We start from the raw sequence: 22,781 nt of genomic DNA, 5'->3' as shown, positions 1-22,781 counted from the left end.
GTTGCAATCAGGCGTTGCGGTGAACCCGGCAACAGCGGTTGGAGCGGAGACAGTCGGGGAGCGTGCGCATGGTGAGTTGCCTCTTGTCATTATTATGGGAGTCGACAGTCCGGCGGGCTCATTCACAACAGCGCCGGATGACGCTGCCGCGACATTAATGATCCGGGGGTTTTAGCGTCAATTCGATAAACGCAACACTGTGCGTTTATCGAACAGCTTCATCAGGCAAACAACTGCGCGCTAAGGTCGCGGCTGGCGCTGAGCAGGCCCGGCAGAAAGCGCTGCTCCAACTCGGTGCGGCTGACGCGACCGGCGTGGGTACTGACGTTGAGCGCCGCCACCACTTGGCCCGAAGCGTCGTAGACCGGTACGGCAATCGAGCGCAGGCCTTGTTCCAATTCCTGATCGACGATGCACCAACCTTGCTGCCGCACTTCCTGCAAACATTCGAGCAACGCGTCGGGGGTGTGGATCGTGCGGCTGGTTTTCGCCACCAGTTCGGCGTGGTCGAGGTATTCGCGCAAGGACGTGTCGTCCAGCGCTGCCAGCAGAATCCGGCCCATCGATGTGCAATAAGCCGGCAGACGCCCGCCCACCGACAGGTCGACCGAGATCAGCCGCTGCGTGGTCGCCGACCGCGCGATGTAAAGAATGTCGTCGCCCTCAAGTGTGGCCATGTTGCAGGCTTCGTGCAGTTGCTCGCTCATGCGATCGAGGTACGGCTGCGCGGACACAGCCAGCGGCGTCGACGACAGATAAGCGTGGCCGAGGGTCAGCACTTTCGGCAGCAGAGAATAGGTGCGTCCGTCGGTGGTGGCGTAGCCGAGTTTGATCAACGTATGTAGGCAACGGCGCACCGCGGCGCGGGGAATTTCCGTGCGGTGGCTGATCTGCGCGATGGTCAGATGACGTTTGCGCTCCTGAAACGCCTGCACCACCGCCAGGCCACGGGCCAGCGACGTCATGAAATCCGGATCACCGGTCAGCGCCTGAATGCGCTTGGCTGGGGAGGCGACGATCGGCGGCGCCACGGAAGTGAAGGAGTTGCGCATTTGATCGTTCATTTATTGTCCTTTTTACCCGACACGGATCAATGGCTATACAAACGGCTCGCGGGCAGATGCACAAGCGGCGGGCCATCAACATTGGGCGATTATCGAACCGTCGACCGATAATCGCAATCGCCCTCCTCTGCTGTGGCTTGCTATTTGAGACGCCTGTGCAACTTTGCCGGGGAACTCAATCAAGATTTAGTTGATCGACTAAATGGCGCCAAAAACAGATCGCGGCGAAGTAACCGTTTGCTTGCACTTCAACTACCCGAGAAAGTTGCGATTAACAAAACAATCACACATCCCGAACCGTTTTTAACTTGGCAACGATAGTCAATCCTGAATCGACCGCTATAATGCACCTCAGTGGCCCCCGTTATTCATCGAGGTGGTCACCGGCTGAGGCGATGCCAATCGCCGCCAGCCCAGGCAAGCGTCTGACGCTCATGATTGATGTAACGCCAGCGCTCGCTGAAACAGGAACTGATGCTGCGTCCGTTTTAATCTGGTGTCGTAGCCGCCTGTAACATGGAAGTCTTGATCGCCCTGCCGAAGACATCAATGCCTGTTCTGGCGTTGAGTTCTCGACGGGCCCGCTCAATCGACTCGTTGCAGTGCGATTCACCAGACACTTATCTCAACTCATACAGGTAGCACTGTGACGAAAGACGAACTGCGCGCGGAACTTGAGCGCCAGGAACAACGTTACAAGGATGTTTACGGCGGGGAAGTCACCACCTACGCCGCTCAACCAGAACCGGAACGCAAGGCATGGCGCAAGCGCCCTACCGTTCAGGATCAGGTCTTCAAGCAAGAAATCGAAAAGATCGAAAAGGAACTCAAAGCCGAAGAGCCATGAGCCACGGTTTTTGAAGGCCTTGAGCATCCGTGTACGCACCGGTTACCCACGCGGCGCCGAGACGATGCCTTGCGCGCCCGCTACCCGCGGGCAGCGGCTGATTCTGCGTCGAACCGGCTAAAGGACAGCTTCGGAAAGTTTCACAGATATTTCAGACAAGCGTTTGAGCCCTCCAAACGCGGGTAAAACGCTTGTTCCAAAAAGCCTTTTTATAGATAAATCAAAGGCTTGAAAAACCCTGCACGCCGCTTGGTTTTCATGTGCTGCAACAAATTAAATCGAAGAAGTGCGTTACCGATGAGCACTGAGGGCATCGATTTCCAGTCTTTTCTGGCATAATCGCGCCCCCTTACGACCGGGTCAGAAAACCTTCATGATCGATTTATTCAGCGGACTGGATGCTTGGGTGCTTGTGAGCCTCTTGCTCGCCCTGACGTTTGTCCTCGCCTTCGAGTTCATCAATGGATTTCATGACACCGCTAACGCGGTAGCCACTGTTATCTACACCAAAGCCATGCCGCCGCACCTGGCGGTGTTCTTTTCCGGTGTGTTCAATTTCCTCGGCGTGCTGCTGGGTGGCGTTGGCGTGGCGTATGCCATTGTCCACCTGCTGCCGGTTGAGCTGCTGATCAATGTGAACACCGGCCATGGCCTTGCGATGGTTTTCTCGTTGCTCGCAGCGGCAATCGCCTGGAACCTCGGCACCTGGTACTTCGGTATCCCGGCGTCCAGTTCCCACACCCTGATCGGCTCGATCCTCGGTGTCGGCCTGGCCAACGCGTTGATCAACGACATTCCGTTGGCCGACGGCGTTAACTGGCAGAAAGCGATCGACATCGGCGCTTCGCTGGTGTTCTCGCCGATGGCTGGCTTCCTGATTGCAGCGCTGATCCTGATCGGCCTGAAATGGTGGCGCCCGCTGTCGAAGATGCACAAGACGCCTGAACAGCGCCGCAAACTCGACGACAAAAAGCATCCGCCGTTCTGGAACCGTCTGGTTCTGGTGATCTCGGCCATGGCCGTGAGCTTCGTGCACGGTTCCAACGATGGCCAGAAAGGCATCGGCCTGATCATGCTGGTGTTGATCGGTATCGTGCCGGCGCAGTTCGTTCTCGACCTGAACAGCACCACTTACCAGATCGAACGCACCCGCGACGCTACTCTGCACCTGAGCCAATTCTACCAGCGCAACGCCGATTCGCTGGGTGAATTCCTCGCACTGGGCAAGAGCGTAGACGGCGACCTGCCGGAGAAATTCCGCTGCAACCCGCAGCAGACCGAACCGACCATCAGCGCCCTGTTGCACACGCTTAAAGGTGTAGCGGACTACCATTCGTTGTCGTCGGATAGCCGCATCGAAGTGCGTCGTTACTTGCTGTGCCTGGACGATACCGCGAAAAAAGTCAGCAAGTTGCCGGTTCTGGATGCCCGTGAAAAGGCTGACCTCGACAAGTTGCGTAAAGACCTGACCACGACCACTGAATACGCACCGTTCTGGGTGATTCTGGCGGTTGCACTGGCGCTGGGTCTGGGCACCATGGTTGGCTGGAAACGTGTGGTTCTGACCATTGGCGAGAAGATCGGCAAGCAGGGCATGACCTATTCGCAGGGTATGTCGGCGCAGATCACTACGGCGAGTTTGATTGGTTTGGCCAATATCTTCAGTTTGCCGGTGTCGACGACTCATGTGTTGTCTTCGGGTGTGGCGGGTACCATGGTCGCGAATAAGAGCGGCCTGCAAGGTGGGACTGTTCGCACTATTCTGTTGGCTTGGGTGTTGACCTTGCCGGCTACCGTGGCGTTGTCGGCTGGGTTGTTCTGGTTGGCTTCGAAGGCTTTGGGTAGTTGATAGATAGCGATATGTGAAGAAGGCGCGATTCGAGAGGATCGCGCCTTTTTTGGTTTTGGATTGGGGGCATATCCGTTTTTTTTGGCGTTGCGGCTGGCGGTTTCGCTCTTACAGCGAGTCACCTTTTCCAAACGCCGAAAAGGTAACCGAAAAGGCTTTGCCCCGGCGTACGGCACTTCGCTGAGGCTCAGTGTTCCCTCGCTACGGTGCCCATCAGGGGGCATCGCCTACGGTTTGCTTCGCTGCACCTCCTCTCGATGTGTGCGGCTACGCCGCACGGCGCTACGCGCCTGATCCCCGGATGGACACCTACGCTCGGCCTGCCGAAGGGGCTTGAGATCAAAAGCCACGTCAAAAGCCAGATCAAGATCAAGAGCCCCTCACCCTAGCCCTCTCCCGGAGGGAGAGGGGACTGATCGGGGTGTTTGGGGGAGGTACGCCGGCTTGGGATGCCGAGTCGAATGCATATTTTGAAAAGCCCACCATCGGCTCCCTCTCCCTCGGGAGAGGGCTGGGGTGAGGGGCGAATCCAACGCAAATCAAAAAGCCGTGCGCCCCCCGCTCTTCACCACTCAATAGGCCGAGTGTCAGCTCGCCTGCTTTTGATCTTAGAGCCCGTCGGCAGGCTGAGTGGAGGGATTGATGCGGGGGTGGGAGCGCAGCGACCGTTTGGCGCAGCCAAACACAGCGAGAGGAGGTGCAGCGAAGCAAACCGTAGGCGCTGCCCCCCGGATCAATCCCGGAGCGAAGGAACCCCAAGCCCCGGCGAGCGGGCCGAACGTCAGGGTAAAGCGTTTTGGTTACTTTTGGGCGTCTGCAAAAGTGACTCGCCGTAAGGGCGAAACCCTAAGCAGCCGTTACCGCAGCAACGGATATTCACAAAACACACCCCCAGCCTGGTCGGCCCGAAGGCCGCCAAGGCCGCCAAGGCAAAAAAAAGGGGCAACCGAAGTCGCCCCAAAATGCCTTGCGTGCCCATCAATCCAGAAGAATCACTTCTTACGCTTATGCGCATCCTTCCAGATAAAAAATCCAAACCCTGCAAAAAACAGAACCATCAGCCCTACAGTCAGAACCCCGGCAAACACCACGTTATCGAAAAACATGACTGGCCTCCTGGCCCCTGCTTTGCTGCGATGGGACTAAATTACCAAACACACAGGCGCACAAATTGACCGGGATCAATAACCACAACGAAGGGAGAGAAAGGAGGGGAAATAACTGACCTGCATCAACAGATGCAGGGGGAGATCAACGCTTTTTCGGCTTGTTCTTCGACTTTTTCTTCGGCTTGCCCAACGGCATCGCCTGCTCAAACGCCTGACGCACTTCGTTCAGCCGCTTCTCTTTAATGTCATGCACCCGCTTGGCGCGTTCAGTGCTGAGGTCGATCAGTTTGTCGTCTTGGCTCATGGCGTTCAGAACATCGCTTCAAAGAATCACAACTGCCACATCACCGGCAGGACTGCGCCAATAATGCCGCCTGCCGTCAGCGCTGACCAGCCACCCACCCAAACACGATCAAACCAATCATCGAGCCAGAGCCGCTCAAATCTCGATATCGACCCACAAGCCCTGACGCGGTTGATCTTCAATCAGCGGCACCACCGGCACGGTATTGTCGGCGTTGAGCACCGTACCCGGCACGGCCAGATGTTCATCCGGGTCTTCGTCGGCCTCGCGCCGGCGTCGATCACGCTCCTGCTGACGGCGCTGTTCTTCGCGCGCCAGCAGTCGATCCTCTTCCGGATCACGTTTTTGCAGATCGATCGTACTTTCGTTGGAGCTTTCCTGCACCGGCACCACCGGAGGAATATCCGGCCGCTGGCGGATCGGATCCTGCTGCGAAGTGATCGGCACAGCGCTCAGGGGGAGCATCGGTGGCAACATATAGGGGTTCTCCTGTCAGCAGGCTATCGGCTAAGACAAACACGCCTTGAGCCACCCGTCGCAATTCTGTGACCTGCTTAACACTTACAGGTGCCCTGCAAGAGGAGAAAACAGACGCATGACGCCTTTTGTTTCAGCTTGCAGCTCGCAGCTAAAAGCTCGCCACTGCTGCTAATCCTTTGGCCCTGAAGCCCTCATTCCGTTAAGATAGCCCGCTTTTTCAAGGTGGGAGTCAGGCAGCATGGCGCAGCAGTATCAACCGGGGCAACGCTGGATCAGTGACAGCGAAGCCGAGCTGGGTTTAGGCACCGTTCTGGCACAGGACGGCCGCTTGTTGACCGTGCTCTACCCGGCCACTGGCGAAACCCGCCAGTACGCGCTACGGAATGCGCCCCTCACCCGGGTGCGATTCTCGCCGGGTGACACCATTACCCACTTCGAAGGCTGGAAGATGACCGTGCAGCAAGTCGACGATGTCGACGGCCTGATGGTTTATCACGGCCTCAACGGGCAGAACGAAGCCGTTACCCTGCCGGAAACCCAGCTGTCGAACTTCATTCAGTTCCGTCTGGCCAGCGACCGTCTGTTCGCCGGGCAGATTGACCCGCTGTCGTGGTTCTCGCTGCGTTACAACACCCTCGAACACACTAGCCGCCAGCTGCAATCTTCGCTCTGGGGCCTGGGTGGCGTGCGTGCGCAACCGATCGCGCACCAATTGCACATCGCCCGTGAAGTCGCCGACCGAATTGCGCCGCGCGTTTTGCTGGCGGACGAAGTGGGTCTGGGTAAAACCATTGAAGCCGGTCTGGTGATCCATCGCCAACTGCTCTCGGGTCGCGCCAACCGCGTGCTGATCCTCGTCCCGGAAAACCTCCAGCACCAGTGGCTGGTGGAGATGCGCCGCCGCTTCAACCTGCAGGTCGCGCTGTTCGACGAAGAACGCTTTATCGAAAGCGATGCCACCAACCCGTTCGAAGACACCCAACTGGCGCTGGTTGCGCTGGAATGGCTGGTCGAGGATGAGAAGGCGCAGGACGCTCTGTTCGCCGCCGGTTGGGATTTGCTGGTGGTCGACGAAGCGCACCACTTGGTCTGGCACGAAGAAAAGGCCAGCGCCGAATACTCGCTGGTCGAGCAACTCGCCGAAGTCATTCCGGGCGTGCTGCTGCTCACCGCGACTCCGGAACAACTTGGTCAGGACAGCCACTTCGCCCGTCTGCGCCTGCTCGATCCAAACCGTTTCCACGACCTGGCCGCGTTCCGTGCCGAGAGCGACAACTATCGCCCGGTGGCTGAAGCCGTTCAGGAACTGCTCGACAAGGGCCGTCTCTCGGCCAAAGCGCACAAAACCATTCAGGGTTTCCTCGGCAACGAAGGCGAAGCCCTGCTGACCGCGGTCAACGATGGCGACACCGAAGCCAGTGCCCGCCTCGTACGTGAACTGCTTGACCGCCACGGCACCGGCCGCGTGCTGTTCCGAAACACCCGCGCCGCCGTGCAGGGTTTCCCGGAGCGCAAACTGCACCCGTACCCGCTGCCGTGCCCGGACGAATACCTCGAACTGCCGTTGGGCGATCACGCCGAGCTGTACCCGGAAGTCAGCTTCCAGGCGCAGCCGGACGCCAGCGAAGAAGAGCGCTGGTGGAAATTCGACCCGCGCGTCGAATGGCTGATCGATCAGCTGAAAATGCTCAAGCGCACCAAAGTGCTGGTGATCTGCGCCCACGCCGAAACCGCGATGGATCTGGAAGACGCCCTGCGCGTGCGTTCCGGCATCCCGGCCACGGTGTTCCATGAAGGCATGAACATCCTTGAGCGTGACCGCGCCGCTGCTTACTTCGCCGACGAAGAATTCGGTGCGCAAGTGCTGATCTGCTCGGAAATCGGCAGTGAAGGTCGCAACTTCCAGTTCGCACACCACCTGGTGCTGTTCGATCTGCCGTCGCACCCGGATTTGCTTGAGCAGCGTATCGGTCGTCTCGACCGGATCGGCCAGAAGCACATCATCGAACTGCACGTGCCGTACCTGGAAACCAGCCCGCAAGAGCGCCTGTTCCAGTGGTACCACGAAGCGCTGAACGCGTTCCTCAACACCTGCCCGACCGGCAACGCCTTGCAGCATCAGTTCGGCCCGCGCCTGCTGCCGTTGCTCGAAGAAGCCGACGACAGCGAGTGGCAAGCGCTGATCGACGAAGCACGCACTGAACGCGAGCGTCTCGAAGCCGAGCTGCACACCGGCCGCGATCGTCTGCTGGAGCTCAACTCCGGCGGCGCTGGCGAAGGTGAAGCACTGGTCGAGGACATCCTTGAGCAAGACGATCAGTTCGCCCTGCCGATCTACATGGAAACCCTGTTCGACGCGTTCGGCATCGACAGCGAAGACCATTCGGAAAACGCGCTGATCCTCAAGCCGAGCGAGAAGATGCTCGACGCCAGCTTCCCGCTCGGCGACGACGAAGGCGTGACCATCACCTACGACCGTAACCAGGCGCTGTCGCGCGAAGACATGCAGTTCATCACCTGGGAACACCCGATGGTGCAGGGCGGCATGGATCTGGTGCTGTCCGGTTCGATGGGCAACACCGCCGTCGCGCTGATCAAAAACAAGGCGCTGAAGCCGGGCACCGTGTTGCTGGAATTGCTCTACGTCAGCGAAGTGGTGGCCCCGCGCGCGCTGCAACTGGGCCGTTACCTGCCGCCGGCCGCGCTGCGCTGCCTGCTCGATGCCAATGGCAACGACTTGTCGGCTCGCGTCTCGTTTGAAACCCTGAACGATCAGCTGGAAAGCGTGCCGCGCGCCAGCGCCAACAAGTTCATCCAGGCTCAGCGCGATCAGCTGACGCCACGGATCAACGCCGGTGAAGACAAGATCACCCCGCGTCACGCCGAGCGCGTGGCCGAGGCCCGTCGCCGTCTGGCGGCCGACACCGACGAAGAACTGGCGCGCCTGACCGCGTTGCAAGCGGTCAACCCGACCGTACGTGACAGCGAACTGGTGGCATTGCGTGAACAGCGCGAGCAAGGTCTGGCGATGCTGGACAAAGCGGCGTTGCGCCTGGAAGCGATTCGGGTGTTGGTGGCGGGTTAAACCGCCCTGCTCCCCTGCTGAAACAACGAGGCCCGCAGAGATGCGGGCCGATCGTTCCCACGTTCCGCGTGGGAATGCCTCAAGGGACGCTCCGCGTTCCAGCTCTGGAAAGGGACGCAGAGCGTCCCGTGCTGCATTCCCACGCAGAGCGTGGGAACAATCATGTAGGAGCTGCCGAAGGCTGCGATCTTTTGATCTTAAGCCGTCGCCACTCCAACCTCCGGCTCAACCACCGCAACCAAACCTTCCTTCATCCGCTGCGCATCGCGCACAAAACACCGCGCCGCGAGAAACAGAAACACCATCGTCAGAAACAGCGCCACCGGAATCAAATACATCGCGTCATGCAGCCCGACTGCCTTGAACGCCTCGGTCATCTGCTCAGCCCCCGCCGCCAGCATCGCCGTGTGCGCAAAGTGATCGGACAACCCACCGACCACCACCGGCCCCAAGCCACCGCCCAGCAGATACAACCCGGCAAAGAACAACGCCATCGCCGTCGCTCGCAGACGCGGTTCGACCACGTCTTGAATCGCCGTGTAAACGCAGGTGTAGAAGTTGTAGGCAAACAGCCAGCCGACACTGAATACCGCGACAAACACACCAATCTCGATGCGCCCGGAATGCAGGGCCCACGCCGTGCACAGGGTCGAAATAATCAGACTGAACGCCGCGAACAGCAGCCGCCCATTGGCCACGCGCTGGTGAATCTTGTCCGCAATCCAGCCGCCCAGCGTCAAACCGATCAGTCCGGTCACGCCGACGATCACGCCAGTCGCCACGGCCGCTTCCTGCAGCGGCATGAGGAAATAGCGCTGCAGCATCGGCACCAGAAACGAGTTGCAGGCATAGGTCGCGAAGTTGAAGCACAACCCCGCCATCACCAGCCAGAGAAAGGTCGGCACGGCCAGAATCCGCCGGATCGGCTTGTCGACGCGTTCCTGCGAAACCTGCACGGTTTCCGCCGCGCCGCGCTTTGGCTCTTTAATGAAGAACATGAAGATCGCCAGGATCAGACCCGGCACCGCCGCGATAAAAAACGGCGCGCGCCAGCTGTCGAATGCCTTGACCATCGCGCCGATGGTGAAGAACGCCAGCAACAAGCCCAGCGGCAGACCGAGCATGAAAATGCCCATCGCCCGCGCCCGACGGTGCGCCGGGAACAGGTCGCCGATCAACGAATTGGCGGCCGGCGCATAACTGGCCTCACCGATGCCGATGCCCATGCGCACGATCAAAAAACTCCAGAAGCTGCCGACCAGCCCGTTGACTGCGGTCAGCGCGCTCCACGTCGCCAGGCCCCAGCCCATCAGTTTGCGCCGTGAGCCGGTGTCGGCCATGCGCCCCAACGGCAGGCCGGCAATCGCGTAAACAAGGGTGAAAGCGGTACCGACGATGCCCAGTTGAAAGTCGCTGAGATGCCATTCCATGCGGATTGGCTCGATGATGATCGCCGGAATGGTGCGGTCGAAGAAGTTAAACAGGTTGGCAAGGAACAGCAGGAACAGAATGCGCCAGGCATTCGCCGCTTGGGTCGAGTTCTGCATGGGTCCGTCTCTTTATTGTTATAGGGCTTCACTGCCAACGCATCCGAGCCCGGAACCTGCAATCTAGTCAGCCTGAACGGGGCTGTCTGTGATCATTCGTCTGCCTGATATCGGGCCATGGCACTGTAACGAAACGTAAGCCCTTGATAACGCTTGAATCCCCCGAAAACCGGGGCTTTTGCGGCAAAACCTTGCCACAAAAAAATAGTTTCACGCCCCCCTTCCCAACGCCGTGGCGAAGCCTAGAATAGCCGCCGGATCCGTCCGGATCTCCCGATCAATCCCTTTGATACCCCCGTCCATGTCCGAAGTCAGTCCGTGTCTGAATTGCGGTGCCTGTTGTTCCCATTTCCGTGTGTCTTTTTTCTGGGGTGAGTGCGCTTCCTCCGGCGGCACCGTGCCCGATGAACTGGTCACGCAGATCAGCCCGAGCCGGGTGGCGATGAACGGCACCGACTGCAAATCGCCACGCTGCACGGCGCTGGAAGGCGAAGTCGGTAGCGAAGTGAAGTGCTCGATTTATGAATTGCGCTCCAGCCCCTGCCGCGAGTTCGAATCGTCGTGGGAAAACGGCGAGCAAAACGTCGATTGCGACAAGGCCCGCGCACGTTTTGGCCTGCCGCCGCTGCAACCGGACTGGGCACAAATCCCTTTCGAACAGATTGCCTAAGCCTTTAGCGCCAATCGCTATGACGCTAATGCCGAAATCATTAGCGCCAATGTGCCACTACCACTTGCTCTGCGAAAACCGCCTCTATACTCCAGTCATTCGCCTGCGCTAGCCGCGCAGTAAGGACGACTCAGAGACGGGGCATGCTATGGAGTGGCTTGGTTTGCAGTTTGTTACCGAGCTGCCGGAGAGCGGGCAGGTCATTCTTAATTGCAGCCATAACCCGCTGCTGGTGCTGGTGGCCTATCTGGTCGCGTGCGCCGCCAGTTTTGCCACCCTCGACATGGCCGAACGCGTCGGTCACGCGGAAGACCCGCGCTCACAGCGACTATGGCGCTGGATCGGCGCGACCTGCCTGGCCGGCGGCATCTGGGCCATGCACTTCATCGGCATGCTTGCGTTTCAGGCACCGATCGACATCCAGTACGACCTGCCCATCACCCTGTTTTCCCTGCTGATCGCCCTGCTCGCCTCGTGGCTGGCCATGCACACCCTGAGCGAATCCCAGCCCAGTCTGGTGCTCTACCTGAAAACCGCGCTCGTCATCGGTCTGGGTATTGCCGGCATGCATTACGTCGGCATGGCGGCGATGCAATCGGCCGCCACCGCGTACTACGATCCTGGACTGTTCACCCTGTCAGTGGTGATCGCCATCGGCGCCAGTTTCGCCGCTCTGTGGGTGGCAGGCTATCTGCGCGAAGGCAGCGGTTTACTTCATCAGGCACTCAAATACAGCGCCGCACTGATCCTCGGCGCCGGCATTTTCAGCATGCATTTCACCGGGATGGCCGCCCTCAAGCTGATTTTGCCCGAGGCCAGCACGCCGACACTGACCGCCGAAACCAGCCACCTGCAATTGGGCCTGACCGTGGCCTTGATCACCTTGCTGATTCTCGGCAGTGCAATCAGCGCCGCACTCGCCGATAAAAAACTGCAACACAAGGAACACGACCTGCGCCGGGTCAACGCCCTGCTCAGCCAGCTCGACCAGGCGCGCATGTCGCTGCAGCAAGTGGCCAATTACGACGCACTGACCAACCTGATCAACCGTCGTGGCTTCAACCAGATCTTCGCCGAGAAGCTCAATCAGAAAGCCATCGAGGGCGGCATGCTCGCGGTGATGTTTCTCGACATCGACCACTTCAAACGCATCAACGACAGCCTCGGTCATGACGCCGGCGACGCGCTGTTGAAAGTCATCGCTGACCACATCAAAGGCTCGGTGCGCAGCCATGAAGACATAGTCGCGCGGTTCGGTGGCGACGAGTTCTGCATCCTCATCGGCCTGCATGACCGCGAAGAAGCGCGCAGCATGGCCCAGCGCATCATGCAAAAAATGAAGGAGCCGATTGAGCTGGCCGGGCGGCGCATGGTGATGACCACCAGCATCGGCATCAGTCTGTTTCCGGATGACGGCACCACCTGCGAAGAACTGCTCAAGCACGCCGATCTGGCGCTGTATCAATCCAAAGGTGCCGGGCGCAACGGCCTGCACTTTTTCAATTCCAACCTGAAAAACCGCGCGACCATGGAGTTGCAGCTCGAAGAAGAACTGCGTCATGCCTTGCGCGAAGAAAACGGTTTGATGCTGTATTACCAGCCGATCTTCGAACTGAAAACCGGCAAAGTCACCAAGCTTGAAGCGCTGATCCGCTGGCAGCATCCGGTCAACGGCCTGCTGACGCCGGATCGCTTCATCAGCATCGCCGAAAACAATGGCCTGATCGCCGAACTGGACAACTGGGTACTGCGCCGCGCCTGTAAGGATTTGGGCGAACTGTCGCGCCACGGCTGCGACGAATTGAAAATCGCCTGGAACTGCTCGCCGCTGAACCTTGGCCGCGAAGAACTGGCTGACGAAATCGAAAACGCCTTACGCACTGCCGGTGTCGCGCCGGAACGGCTGGAGCTGGAAGTCACCGAGAATGCGCTGATGGGCAATATCGCCAACACCCTGGTGCTGCTGCGGCAGATCCGCGCCCTCGGTGTGTCGCTGTCGATCGATGACTTCGGCACCGGTTATTCGTCGCTGGCCTACCTCAAGCGTCTGCCACTGAATACGCTGAAAATCGATCGCTCGTTCATCATCGACATTCCCAATGCCACGGCGGACATGGAGATCGTCCAGGCGATCATCGTCATGGCGCACACCCTGCATTTGCAGGTGGTTACCGAAGGCGTCGAAACCCTGGAGCAGTACGAATTTCTCGAACGCTCGGGCTGCGATTTCATTCAGGGTTACCTGCTCAGCCGCCCGGTGCCGCTCGACGAATTACGCCCGGTGCTGGAAGAAATCAATCAGCGCAAACAGTCCCATGCGGTCAATCCGTTGATTCTGGCGCGCGGTACATTTGCACCAGCGTTGCTGGATCCTTCGCCAAAAAGCCCTGCGCCCCATGCAGGCGCATCAATTGTGCGGCCAATCCGCTGATCGGCGTGGCCGAGCCCTGTTCGCGAGAAAACTTCACCGCGGTGTCGAGATCCTTGAGCAGCGTGCGAACGTGCCATTTGATCGGCTCGAAACGGCTTTCGGCCATTTGCGGGGCGAGGATCTGCAACGGTTTCGAATCGGCAAAACCGCCGGCCAATGCCTCGGCGATCAGGCTGGCATCGACCCCGGCTTTTTCCGCCAGCGCCACCACTTCAGCAATTACCAATGCATTACAAGCGACGATCATCTGATTGCAGGCCTTGGTCACCTGACCGGCGCCCACGCCGCCCATGTGCGTGACGCGCTGACCGAGGTTTAGTAGCACCGGGCGCACTCGCTGAAGATCCACTGCCTCACCACCGACCATGATTGCCAAGCTGCCTGCCTCGGCGCCGACCACGCCTCCTGACACTGGTGAGTCCAGCCAGGACATGCCGGTTTTCTGCGCCAATTCAGCAGCCATCTCGCGCGTGGCGGTCGGTTCCAGGCTGGAAAAATCCACCAGCAACTGACCGCTCTTGCCACCCTCAGCGATACCGCCCGCGCCGAACACCACCTCGCGCACCACCGCCGTATCAGCCAGGCACAGCATCACCACGTCGGCGTGTGCGCACAGTTCAGCAGGACTCGCCACTTGCCGGGCGCCGGCCTCAACCAGTGGCGCGCATTTGTCCGGGTTGCGGTTCCACACGCTCAGCGGGTAACCGGCGGCCAGCAAGCGGCGGCACATCGGCAAGCCCATCAGACCGATTCCGGCGAACCCCAACGAAGGTAGCGTTGACATCATTTAGCCTCCTTTTGATTAAAGATCGCCGAATAATGGCCGATTCATCAGCGATCAGGAAAGGATTCCCCCGAGCGACCGTCAGGCCAAGTCCCTGACGCCCGGGCCAAATTCGCGCAAACAAGACGCGAGCTCTTATTCCGTGAGGTTCGCTGACATTGGTCTGCGAACCAACCCAGTACCAGGTAAATGGCGCCCAATGACTTCTAAAAACAATACCGCCACCGCGGTCTCCGATCTGAATCCGAGCGCCGCCGCCAACAGCCCGTCATCGCCCAAACCGCTGGTTCCCTCGCGTCCGCTGTCGACCCAGCAATACCTGTACTTCACCGAAACCAATACCGACCGCATCCTCGACAACCTCGACGGTCTGCGTGACATGGTGTTCCCGCGCCCGCCGCACCTGGAAGGCGATAACGAACAGCACAACGATCAGGAATTTCCGTCGGTGTGCCTGATCGGCCTCGGTCGCTGCGGCTCCAACATCGCCCTCGACGTGGCGGAGTTGGTGTACAACGCGCGCAAGTTTTACCTCAACGAATTCAACAACGAAGATCGCCCGTCGAATGACCGACGCGCCGCCGACAAGGGCTACAGCCCGGCGCAGTGGATCAAAAACAACCTGCGCATCGGCAACAGCAAGGCGAGCAAACCGGTGTTTCTGGTCGAGCCGCTGGTGATGCTCGGCGACCTCGACAAGGACATCGCCGGGCGCATTCGTTTCTCGCGCAAGGGCGAAAAAAGCGGTTTCCTGCGCGACTACAGCAAAATGAAGATCATGGACTTGTCCGAAGTCCACGCCGGTGGCGCCGGTAACGCGCCGATCCTCGGCCAATACCTGGCGAAGATCATCCTCAACAAGGACACCCAGCGTTTCTCCAGCCCTGACTGGAAAATGATCCACTCGTACCTGATCGACAGCTGCGGCATCAAGGCCAACCAGTCGCGCCTGTATTTCTCGATCTTCAGTGCCGGCGGCGGTACCGGTTCCGGCATGGCTTCGGAGTTCGGTCTGGCCCAGCAGCACTCGTACATGAACAAGACGTTCGACACCAAGCCGATGGACGAGCACGACGGCAAGAGCGGTCATTCGTTCGTGTTCGAACCGATCTTCACCAGCGGCATCTGCGTGCTGCCGAACATTTCCGATCACCGCAGCGAAATGTCCGAGGCGCTGCACATCAACGCCGGACGCCTGCTGTGCAAATACCTTTCGGAAGAATGGGATTTCTCCTACAACTTCGCCAACGAAGACAGCAGCGAAGCCAGCGTCATGGGCCGTATCCGCCCATGGAACGCGATGATGCTGATCTCCAACGACATCATGCGTTACGCCGAAGAGAGCGATGACGGCAACATCCAGAACATTGATGTCAATGCGATGGAAAAGCACGCCAACCAATACATCTCGCAGCAAATCTTCAACATTCTGACGGCGCAGGCGGTGACGACTGACTACGATCAGAACTATTTCCGCCGCGCCGGCATCGACATCGGTGAGACCATTCGCCTGGATGCCAACGACCTGTTCATGAGTCTGGCCGGCCCAGTGGCGATTGCCTACGCCGAATCGGTGGTGCCGGAAACTCCGCCGCCGAGCAGCGACAAATTCAAGGTGTTCGACAAAGAGCCGCAGCGCCTGAACATCGACGATCTGTTCTTCCGCTCGATCGACCTGCCGCACTTCAACAAGGTCACGCAAGCGATCGAAGGCATCAGCCTGCTGCCGATTGAATCCAAGCGTTATCGCGCTTCGCTGGAGCAGTACAAGAATTCCGGCTACGACGCCGCCGCGTTGCACGACCTGCACTTCTTCAAGAACTGCTCGTCGGTGGTCTCGATCGTTTCGCTGCCCAAGGATTACAAGCTGTCGTACATGGATCTGAACCGGTTGAAGACTCACCTCAACAGCCTGTTCCCCAACACCACGCTCAAGCGTTATGCGCTGGTGATCGGCGCCTCGGCCAACCTGTCGCTGACCACATTGATTGCGAAGAGCCCGTGCCTGTCGGACGACTTCCTGACCCTGATCGTCGCGTTCATCAAACGCTGCTTCGCCAAGACGCCGTACCGTTTCGATGAGACGCTGGACAACTCGATCCTCGACTTCATCATTAATGAAGAATTCGACGAAGATCGCATCGACGATTTGCTAAACGAATTCGAGAACCCGGCGAAGATCCTCGACACCAACTGGTACGCGATCAAACCGATGTACGAGAAGAAGTACCGCGAGCTGATCAACGACAAAGACAAGTTTGTCTCGATCAATGACATTCGGTTGTCGCGCGATTGTGTGAAGAAGTCGATCAAGTATTTGCGCGAGATTTATCGTCACCGGATTGGCAAGACCAAGGTTATTTCGCTGAATAACCATACAGGGAAGTCGTTCTCGGTCTGATCCGAGACCGAGTCGCCCAATTCGCGAGCAAGCTTTGCTCCTACGGGGCCGTGGCGTACGCAATTTTTGCGCTCATCCACTCCACTGTAGGAGCAGAGCTTGCTCGCGAAGAGGCCCTCAAATTCACTGAATATTTCAGCCATTCCAACATCCAGAAACAATTAAGCAGCCCAAAGGCTGCTCTCTCAACTGTTCCCGTTACGTTTACGTCACCGTGATGCCACCCTCGCTTGTGGCCTTTCTTCACGGCAACGTGCCATCACGCTACTCCGCTACACACTTTTCACCGACCAGCGGACGCACCATCAAGGTGCAACGTCGGCAGCGCCCGCCCTTTCCTGGATCAGAATCCACGGCGAAACCACCACTGCCCAGAGCTGCGGATCGCGTTCGAAAAGATCCAGCGCCCGCGTTTCAGACAGCTTGGCGACTTTGTCTTCGGCCAGCCAGGCGGCGACTTTCTCGCCATCATCCGACGCCACGGCCTCGGCGGCGGCGATCAAATCCAGGTCAGGGTCGACCCACAATAGGGCACCCTTGGCGAAGAACGGCTCCAACTCTTTCCAGGTAATAGATGCGGTTTCACCAAGCAGCTTGGCATAGAGGGTGCTAGGTTCTTGATTCATGGGAACTGTCCGGAAAAGAAATCGACGCGAATAATAACGTCGGTGATCCGTCAGCAAAACCCGGTTGCAAAAGGCTGTACCGAACGAAAAGAGCAGGAAAGCCAAGGAATGCTGCTGATTGGGGCATAACCCCACGAACGCCCCGCCGCAATTCTGTCTTTTTCATTCAAAAAAGCGACACCCTCAGGTTTTGCCCCTCGGCGCCCGCTTCCCAGGCTAACAACCGGCGCTCTACACTGTACCGGTACAGTTGCCGGGGGCATTTCCGGAGGGTATCGCAAAGATATCTGACCCGGTTCTGCTGCTACGGCGCCAGAACTCAAAAAAAATACAACAGTAAGAGTGGAGCACTATGACTAAGGCTACTAAGCAGATTTCCAAACTGTTTGCCGCTATGGTTCTGGCCGGGGTTGCCAGCCATTCGTTCGCAGCTGACACCATCAAAATCGGTATCGCCGGCCCTAAGACCGGTCCAGTAGCCCAATACGGCGACATGCAGTTCAGTGGCGCGAAAATGGCCATCGAGCAAATCAACGCCAAGGGCGGCGTCGACGGCAAGAAACTCGAAGCCGTTGAATACGACGATGCCTGCGATCCGAAACAAGCAGTAGCGGTAGCGAACAAGGTCGTCAACGACGGCGTCAAGTTCGTGGTCGGTCACCTGTGCTCCAGCTCCACTCAACCGGCTTCGGACATCTACGAAGACGAAGGCGTGATCATGATCACCCCGGCCGCCACCAGCCCGGACATCACCGCCCGTGGTTACAAAATGGTCTTCCGTACCATCGGTCTGGACAGCGCCCAGGGCCCTGCCGCCGGTAACTACATCGCCGATCACGTCAAACCGAAAATCGTTGCTGTGCTGCACGACAAACAGCAATACGGTGAAGGCATCGCCACCGCCGTCAAATCGACCCTTGAGAAGAAAGGCGTGAAAGTTGCCGTATTCGAAGGCGTCAACGCCGGCGACAAGGACTTCTCCTCGATCATCGCCAAGCTCAAGCAAGCCAACGTCGACTTCGTTTACTACGGCGGCTACCACCCGGAGCTGGGCCTGATCCTGCGTCAATCGGCTGAAAAAGGCCTGAAAGCCAAGTTCATGGGTCCGGAAGGCGTAGGTAACGACTCGATTTCGCAGATCGCCAAAGACGCTTCCGAAGGTCTGCTGGTAACCCTGCCGAAATCCTTCGACCAGGATCCGGCCAACATCGCCCTGGCTGATGCATTCAAAGCGAAGAAAGAAGATCCGAGCGGCCCGTTCGTGTTCCCTTCCTACTCGGCTGTTGAAGTGATTGCCGGCGGTATCACCGCAGCCAAGAGCGAAGACCCGGCCAAAGTGGCTGAAGCCATTCACGCTGGCACCTTCAAAACCCCGACTGGCGACCTGAGCTTCGACGCCAAGGGCGACCTGAAGGACTTCAAATTTGTGGTTTACGAGTGGCACTTCGGCAAACCAAAAACTGAAGTATCCCCTCAGTAAGGCGCTGCCTGACTGACTGCCAATAAAGCCCACGGCGTGCCGTGGGCTTTGTTTTACGAATGTATGGGCCGCGCTGGCGTGATCCGCCAGTCTCCCCACCTGAAAATCTCAAAACCGTCATCAGCGGTTCGCTGGCAAAACCCGGATTCGAAGTGGATACAGATCCACGGGGCCGGGCGGGAAAATGACTCCACCAGTGAAATGCGTATCAGGTTTTTAGGAGCGTTGTAATGCCTGACCTCTATCACTTCTTCCAGCAGCTGGTTAATGGTCTGACCATTGGCAGCACGTATGCCCTGATTGCCATCGGCTATACGATGGTTTACGGCATCATTGGAATGATCAACTTCGCCCACGGCGAGGTGTACATGATCGGTTCCTACGTGGCGTTCATCGCCATCGCCGGGCTGGCCATGATGGGAATCGACAACGTCCCGCTGTTGATGACCGCGGCCTTCATTGCGAGCATCGTTGTCACCAGTTCATACGGTTACAGCATCGAACGGATCGCCTACCGCCCCCTGCGCGGCAGCAACCGTCTGATCCCGCTGATTTCCGCCATCGGTATGTCGATCTTCCTGCAGAACACGGTTCTGCTGGCGCAAGACTCCAAGGACAAATCCATCCCCAACCTGATCCCCGGGAACATTTCCTTCGGGCCAGGTGGCGCACATGAAGTGCTGATTTCCTACATGCAAATCGTGGTGTTCGTGGTGACGCTGATCGCCATGCTCGGCCTGACGCTGTTCATCTCCCGTTCTCGCCTGGGTCGCGCCTGCCGCGCCTGCGCCGAAGACATCAAGATGGCCAACTTGCTCGGCATCAACACCAACAACATCATCGCCCTGACCTTCGTCATTGGTGCTGCGCTGGCGGCCATCGCGGCCGTGCTGCTGAGCATGCAATATGGCGTGATCAACCCCAACGCCGGTTTCCTCGTCGGCCTCAAAGCCTTCACCGCAGCGGTACTCGGCGGCATCGGCAGCATCCCCGGCGCCATGCTCGGCGGGTTGGTGCTTGGGGTGGCGGAAGCGTTTGGCGCCGATATCTTCGGCGACCAATACAAGGACGTCGTGGCTTTCGGCTTGTTGGTTCTGGTGCTGTTGTTCCGTCCGACCGGCATTCTGGGCCGTCCGGAGGTTGAGAAAGTATGACTAGGAATCTTAAACAGGCACTGTTCAGTGCCTTGCTGGTGTGGGCTGTGGCCTACCCGGTACTCGGACTGAAACTGACCATCGTCGGCATCAACCTCGAAGTGCATAACACCAGTCCGATGATTCTGGCGACCATCGCCATCTGTTCGGTGCTGATGTTCCTGCGGGTGCTGTTCAACCAGCAGATCAGCAAGGCGTGGAAATCCTCGCCGGGCATGCCATTGATCCCGGCCAAGGCCAGCAACTTCCTGACCCTGCCGACCACGCAACGCTACTTCATCATTGCGCTGATCATCGGTGCACTGGTGTGGCCGTTCTTCGGTTCGCGTGGCGCGGTGGATATCGCAACGCTGATCCTGATCTACGTGATGCTCGGCCTCGGCCTGAACATCGTCGTCGGTCTGGCCGGTCTGCTCGACCTCGGTTACGTCGGCTTCTACGCCGTCGGCGCCTACAGCTACGCGCTGCTGTCGCACTACTACGGCTTGAGCTTCTGGATCTGCCTGCCGATTGCCGGCCTGATGGCGGCGACGTTCGGCTTCCTGCTGGGCTTCCCGGTGCTGCGTTTGCGCGGCGACTATCTGGCGATCGTGACCCTCGGTTTCGGCGAGATCATCCGTCTGTTCCTGCGTAACCTGACCGACATCACTGGCGGTCCGAACGGCATCAGCAACATCGAGAAACCGACGTTCTTCGGCCTGACCTTTGAACGCAAGGCTGCGGAAGGGATGCAAACCTTCCACGAGTATTTCGGCCTGCAATACAACTCGATCAACAAAGTGATTTTTCTCTACCTGGTTGCCCTGGTGCTGGCGCTGGCGGCGCTGTTCGTCATCAACCGTTTGCTGCGCATGCCGATCGGCCGTGCATGGGAAGCGTTGCGTGAAGACGAGATCGCCTGCCGTGCGCTGGGTCTGAATCCGACGATCATCAAGCTGTCGGCGTTCACCCTCGGCGCTGCATTCGCCGGTTTCGCCGGTAGCTTCTTCGCTGCCCGTCAGGGTCTGGTGACCCCGGAATCGTTCACCTTCATCGAGTCGGCAATCATCCTCGCCATCGTGGTGCTGGGTGGTATGGGCTCGCAGTTGGGTGTGATTCTGGCCGCCGTGGTAATGATCCTGTTGCCGGAAATGATGCGTGAGTTCAGCGAGTACCGCATGTTGATGTTCGGTGCGCTGATGGTGTTGATGATGATCTGGCGTCCACAAGGTCTGCTGCCGATGCAACGCCCACACATGGAGTTGCGAAAATGAGCCGCGAGATCCTTAAAGTCGAAAACCTGAGCATGCGCTTCGGCGGCTTGCTCGCAGTCAACGGTGTGGCCCTGACCGTCAAAGAAAAACAAGTGGTTGCACTGATCGGGCCGAACGGCGCGGGCAAGACCACCGTGTTCAACTGCCTGACCGGTTTCTATCAGCCCACCGGTGGCAGCATCCTGCTCGACGGCGAGCCGATTCAAGGCCTGCCGGGCCACAAGATCGCCCTCAAAGGCGTGGTGCGCACCTTCCAGAACGTGCGCCTGTTCAAGGACATGACGGCGGTCGAGAACCTGTTGATCGCCCAGCACCGTCACCTGAACACGAACTTCCTGGCCGGCCTGTTCAAGACCCCGTCGTTCCGCAAAAGCGAGCGCGAGGCCATGGAATTTGCCGAGTACTGGCTGGAAAAGGTCAACCTCAAAGAGTTCGCCAACCGTACTGCCGGCACCTTGGCCTACGGTCAGCAACGGCGTCTGGAAATCGCTCGCTGCATGATGACCCGTCCACGGATCCTCATGCTCGACGAACCGGCCGCCGGTCTGAACCCGAAGGAAACCGAAGACCTCAAGGCGCTGATCAGCGTGCTGCGTGAGGAGCACAACGTCACCGTGCTGTTGATCGAACACGACATGAAACTGGTCATGAGCATTTCCGACCACATCGTCGTGATCAACCAGGGCACGCCTCTGGCCGACGGCACGCCGGAACAGATCCGCGACAATCCTGAAGTGATCAAAGCCTACCTGGGGGAAGCGTAAATGCTGCAGTTCGAAAACGTTTCCACCTTCTACGGCAAGATCCAGGCCCTGCACAGCGTCAACGTCGAAGTCCGTCAGGGCGAGATCGTGACCCTGATCGGCGCCAACGGTGCCGGCAAGTCCACGCTGCTGATGACGCTCTGCGGTTCGCCGCAAGCGCACAGCGGCAGCATCCGTTACATGGGTGAGGAACTGGTCGGCCAGGACTCGTCGCAGATCATGCGCAAGAGCATCGCGGTGGTGCCGGAAGGTCGTCGGGTATTCGCCCGTCTGACCGTTGAAGAAAACCTGTCCATGGGCGGCTTCTTCACCGACAAGGGCGACTATCAGGAACAGATGGACAAGGTTCTCGGACTTTTCCCACGCCTGAAAGAGCGCTTTAACCAGCGCGGCGGCACCATGTCCGGCGGCGAACAGCAAATGCTCGCCATCGGTCGTGCGCTGATGAGCAAGCCGAAACTGCTGCTGCTCGACGAACCGTCGCTGGGCCTGGCACCGATCATCATCCAGCAGATTTTCGACATCATCGAAATGCTGCGCAAGGACGGTGTGACGGTGTTCCTGGTCGAGCAGAACGCCAACCAGGCGCTGAAAATCGCTGACCGCGCGTACGTTCTGGAGAACGGCCGTGTGGTCATGCAAGGCACCGGTGAAGCGCTGCTGACCGACCCGAAAGTACGCGAGGCGTACCTCGGCGGTTGATGCATTCGCCCAACAAAAAAACGGCCTTCGGGCCGTTTTTTTTATGCCCAGCACAAATCTTCAACCCAGCAAAAATCCCCTGTGGGAGATTCTATGGTTGCGAACAACGTTTTTTAGGCAGTTTTGCTGACGTATGCTTTCTCGCTCTTCAGCAGCGCGTATGCAATACGCGCGAGTTTACGTGACAAAATCACCAGCGCTTCAGTGGTGGCCTTGCCCTTGTTTCGATGA

The 22,781-nt window shown here is 58.7% G+C and carries 18 protein-coding genes and 1 pseudogene; 11 read left to right on the top strand and 8 right to left on the bottom strand.

The genetic code is table 11. The features are described from left to right. Window positions 1-221 precede the first annotated feature (221 nt). The gene (gene pcaR, locus GVL50_RS25445) at window positions 222-1,064 is read right to left on the bottom strand and encodes a pca regulon transcriptional regulator PcaR (protein ID WP_007917109.1); all 843 of its coding nucleotides are present in this window, start codon (window positions 1,062-1,064) and stop codon (window positions 222-224) included. A gap of 646 nt (window positions 1,065-1,710) precedes the next feature. Here pcaR and GVL50_RS25440 point away from each other — a divergent pair. Beyond that, a complete protein-coding gene (locus GVL50_RS25440; protein ID WP_053117858.1) occupies window positions 1,711-1,911 on the top strand; it encodes a hypothetical protein in 201 nt (66 codons plus the stop codon). A gap of 373 nt (window positions 1,912-2,284) precedes the next feature. After that, the gene (locus GVL50_RS25435; protein WP_053117856.1) at window positions 2,285-3,760 is read left to right on the top strand and encodes an inorganic phosphate transporter; all 1,476 of its coding nucleotides are present in this window, start codon (window positions 2,285-2,287) and stop codon (window positions 3,758-3,760) included. Between the two features lie 992 nt (window positions 3,761-4,752). On the opposite strand, the gene ccoM is transcribed toward GVL50_RS25435, so the two are convergent. From ccoM to GVL50_RS25430, 3 genes are all read right to left on the bottom strand, one after another. Further along, entirely contained in the window at window positions 4,753-4,866 is a 114-nt protein-coding gene (gene ccoM / locus GVL50_RS29300; protein ID WP_041070550.1) for a cytochrome c oxidase subunit CcoM, read from the bottom strand. Window positions 4,867-5,011: 145 nt separating this feature from the next. Then, entirely contained in the window at window positions 5,012-5,173 is a 162-nt protein-coding gene (locus GVL50_RS28790) for a hypothetical protein (protein WP_172680076.1), read from the bottom strand. A gap of 135 nt (window positions 5,174-5,308) precedes the next feature. Further along, window positions 5,309-5,650: an aspartate-semialdehyde dehydrogenase gene (locus tag GVL50_RS25430; protein WP_159815472.1), complete on the bottom strand. Its 342-nt coding sequence runs from the start codon at window positions 5,648-5,650 to the stop codon at window positions 5,309-5,311. A 241-nt stretch (window positions 5,651-5,891) separates the two neighbouring features. Between GVL50_RS25430 and rapA the strand changes: the two genes are divergently transcribed. Continuing rightward, the gene (gene rapA / locus GVL50_RS25425; RefSeq protein ID WP_159815471.1) at window positions 5,892-8,738 is read left to right on the top strand and encodes an RNA polymerase-associated protein RapA; all 2,847 of its coding nucleotides are present in this window, start codon (window positions 5,892-5,894) and stop codon (window positions 8,736-8,738) included. A gap of 197 nt (window positions 8,739-8,935) precedes the next feature. Here the strand turns inward: rapA and GVL50_RS25420 are convergent, their stop codons facing one another. Beyond that, a complete protein-coding gene (locus tag GVL50_RS25420; protein WP_159815470.1) occupies window positions 8,936-10,285 on the bottom strand; it encodes an MFS transporter in 1,350 nt (449 codons plus the stop codon). A gap of 301 nt (window positions 10,286-10,586) precedes the next feature. On the opposite strand from GVL50_RS25420, the gene GVL50_RS25415 reads away from it, so the two are divergent. Both GVL50_RS25415 and GVL50_RS25410 read left to right on the top strand, forming a co-directional pair. After that, window positions 10,587-10,955, top strand: a complete 369-nt coding sequence (locus tag GVL50_RS25415; protein WP_053117848.1) for a YkgJ family cysteine cluster protein — start codon at window positions 10,587-10,589, stop codon at window positions 10,953-10,955. A gap of 148 nt (window positions 10,956-11,103) precedes the next feature. Beyond that, a complete protein-coding gene (locus tag GVL50_RS25410) occupies window positions 11,104-13,386 on the top strand; it encodes a bifunctional diguanylate cyclase/phosphodiesterase (protein ID WP_159815469.1) in 2,283 nt (760 codons plus the stop codon). On the opposite strand, the gene GVL50_RS25405 is transcribed toward GVL50_RS25410, so the two are convergent. Further along, window positions 13,277-14,173, bottom strand: a complete 897-nt coding sequence (locus GVL50_RS25405; RefSeq protein WP_178124220.1) for an NAD(P)-dependent oxidoreductase — start codon at window positions 14,171-14,173, stop codon at window positions 13,277-13,279. The genes GVL50_RS25410 and GVL50_RS25405 overlap by 110 nt on opposite strands. 196 nt (window positions 14,174-14,369) lie before the next feature. Between GVL50_RS25405 and GVL50_RS25400 the strand changes: the two genes are divergently transcribed. Further along, entirely contained in the window at window positions 14,370-16,571 is a 2,202-nt protein-coding gene (locus tag GVL50_RS25400) for a hypothetical protein (RefSeq protein WP_159815467.1), read from the top strand. Window positions 16,572-16,876: 305 nt separating this feature from the next. On the opposite strand, the gene GVL50_RS25395 is transcribed toward GVL50_RS25400, so the two are convergent. Further along, window positions 16,877-17,197: a DUF2288 domain-containing protein gene (locus GVL50_RS25395; RefSeq protein ID WP_159815466.1), complete on the bottom strand. Its 321-nt coding sequence runs from the start codon at window positions 17,195-17,197 to the stop codon at window positions 16,877-16,879. Window positions 17,198-17,549: 352 nt separating this feature from the next. Here GVL50_RS25395 and GVL50_RS25390 point away from each other — a divergent pair, with 352 nt between their 5' ends. The 5 genes from GVL50_RS25390 (at window position 17,550) to GVL50_RS25370 (ending at window position 22,550) form a co-directional block, all read left to right on the top strand. Beyond that, on the top strand, window positions 17,550-18,677 hold the full coding sequence (locus GVL50_RS25390; RefSeq protein WP_053117839.1) for a branched-chain amino acid ABC transporter substrate-binding protein: 1,128 nt from the start codon (window positions 17,550-17,552) through the stop codon (window positions 18,675-18,677). A 230-nt stretch (window positions 18,678-18,907) separates the two neighbouring features. After that, entirely contained in the window at window positions 18,908-19,831 is a 924-nt protein-coding gene (gene livH / locus GVL50_RS25385; protein WP_008082254.1) for a high-affinity branched-chain amino acid ABC transporter permease LivH, read from the top strand. Further along, window positions 19,828-21,084: a high-affinity branched-chain amino acid ABC transporter permease LivM gene (locus tag GVL50_RS25380; RefSeq protein WP_008082257.1), complete on the top strand. Its 1,257-nt coding sequence runs from the start codon at window positions 19,828-19,830 to the stop codon at window positions 21,082-21,084. Before livH ends, GVL50_RS25380 begins: the two co-directional genes overlap by 4 nt. Next, on the top strand, window positions 21,081-21,848 hold the full coding sequence (gene livG, locus GVL50_RS25375) for a high-affinity branched-chain amino acid ABC transporter ATP-binding protein LivG (protein WP_034154995.1): 768 nt from the start codon (window positions 21,081-21,083) through the stop codon (window positions 21,846-21,848). Before GVL50_RS25380 ends, livG begins: the two co-directional genes overlap by 4 nt. Continuing rightward, complete coding sequence (locus tag GVL50_RS25370; RefSeq protein ID WP_008082262.1) at window positions 21,849-22,550, top strand: ABC transporter ATP-binding protein; 702 nt, start codon at window positions 21,849-21,851, stop codon at window positions 22,548-22,550. A 113-nt stretch (window positions 22,551-22,663) separates the two neighbouring features. On the opposite strand, the pseudogene GVL50_RS29165 reads toward GVL50_RS25370, so the two are convergent. Further along, window positions 22,664-22,781: pseudogene (locus tag GVL50_RS29165) on the bottom strand (IS110 family transposase); the annotation flags it as partial.

The organism is Pseudomonas sp. 18058 (assembly GCF_902706155.1).
GTDB classification, from domain to species: Bacteria; Pseudomonadota; Gammaproteobacteria; order Pseudomonadales; family Pseudomonadaceae; genus Aquipseudomonas; species Aquipseudomonas rustica.
The sequence above is the reverse complement of the archived record's forward strand: the minus strand, read 5'-3'. Positions and strand labels throughout refer to the sequence as shown.